Raw genomic sequence first — 1,558 nt, forward strand, 5'->3', positions numbered from 1 at the left:
GTATCGCTCGCCTTACATCGCCTCGCACTGGGAGTTCCTTCTGAAGCCAATGGCAATGCATTACTCGGGGGAACCGGGGCTGATACGCTACCGGCAGATCGAATTCCACCGCATGCCGCTGATGGCATACATCGCGCTGGACGATCCTCACGTCCTGACGCGGGCCGACTTCGTACGCCTGGGATTGGCTGCGGCGCCGGGCAAACCCGATGTCCTGCCATATTCCGAGCGCCACCTGCTGCGCTTCGAACGCCGCCACTGCTATGACCGCCATTGGTCCAGGGAGGGCGACGAGATGAATACCCGCTTCATCTGCAGCGGGCGGATCCTGATCGCGGTCGGCAGCGCGAGGAAAGCTGCATTCGTCGACCGCGAAACCGGCATGCTCGGCCAGTTCCGGCATCAGTATTTTCTGCTCTTCCTGATCGCGCACTTTCATCGCGCAGCGCTGCTGATGCTCTCCGACCGTCTGGTGATCGCCTTGAACGATCTGGACATCCAGAATGCCGACAGCGTCAGAAATTTCAAGCGTCTCATCCGGCACACCTTTGAGATCTTTCTGCGCTTCACCCACCGTTACTGGTTCCACGATGTCTCCGATCAGGCGCAGGCACGGGATCTTTTTCACATGTGCACCGAGAATCTGGGCACCGATGATCTCTTCAACGAGGTACGCGAGGAGATTCAGGACATGAGCAGCTATCTCGACAGCGACACCTTGCGCCGCCAGTCGAACTCGATGGTCCGCCTGACCGTTTCCACCATATTCGGCATGATGGCGACCGTGACCAGCGGATTCCTGGGGATGAACCTGATCGCTGAAGCCGACGCCACGTGGGGCATGAAGCTCATCTTCTTCCTGATAGTGGGTGTACCTTCGGTGATGCTGGCCCTCTACGTGATACTCAAGTCCAAACGCCTGTCGGACTTTCTCGATGCGCTCGCCGATGAGCGCTTGTCACCCCGCTCCAAGTCCGTGGCCGCCGAGAACATCTTCCGCAAGCGGACCAGGCCGGTACGATGAGGCACCAGGAGTGCCCAAGTCGAAGCTGATCAGGGCGTCTGCACCCGTCCCCATTCCAGCTCGAACACACGCAGCAGGGATTGCTTGTCGAGGCGGTTGAGCTCCGCCGGCACACGCGCCTTGTGACCGGAGCGCACAGGCCTGAGGCCCGCAAACCGCCAAGAGACAGGCGTTTTGCGGGCCTCTGTCATGCAAGGGAGGCGGGTTTGCGGGGTGCTGGGGAAATTCGGGCGGAAATTCCCGGTTGACGAAGGTCGACTTGGGCGGAGATACGTGCTAAATGATGATTGAAGTTTCTGTCCTTGAAAGGGAGTTCCAATGAGCACGCACCGCCGCACCGCCGTCCGCGCATCCGCCATGGCTCTGGCCGTCACCGCCGCCCTGGCCTGTGGGTCGGCAGGCGCGGGCACGGCCAGCAGCTACAGCAGCATGGGCTTCGACGGGATCGGCAACATCGTCGACGACAGCTTCTACGCCGAAGCCAGCCGCGACGGCGTCGCGCTGCCCTGGACGGCGCCGCAGCCGGGCAGCGTG

Annotated in this window: 2 protein-coding genes; one reads left to right on the forward strand and one right to left on the reverse strand. The window is 61.6% G+C overall.

The annotated features are described in order from the left end of the window. A partial coding sequence (locus IAE77_RS00005; protein WP_294219598.1) for a CorA family divalent cation transporter occupies positions 1-1,024 on the forward strand: 1,024 nt, incomplete at its 5' end. A gap of 29 nt (positions 1,025-1,053) precedes the next feature. On the opposite strand, the gene IAE77_RS00010 is transcribed toward IAE77_RS00005, so the two are convergent. Continuing rightward, positions 1,054-1,215, reverse strand: a complete 162-nt coding sequence (locus IAE77_RS00010; RefSeq protein WP_294219599.1) for a hypothetical protein — start codon at positions 1,213-1,215, stop codon at positions 1,054-1,056. Positions 1,216-1,558 lie beyond the last annotated feature (343 nt).

The sequence above is a fragment of the Prosthecobacter sp. genome, from assembly GCF_014879935.1.
Lineage (GTDB): Bacteria > Verrucomicrobiota > Verrucomicrobiia > Verrucomicrobiales > Verrucomicrobiaceae > Prosthecobacter.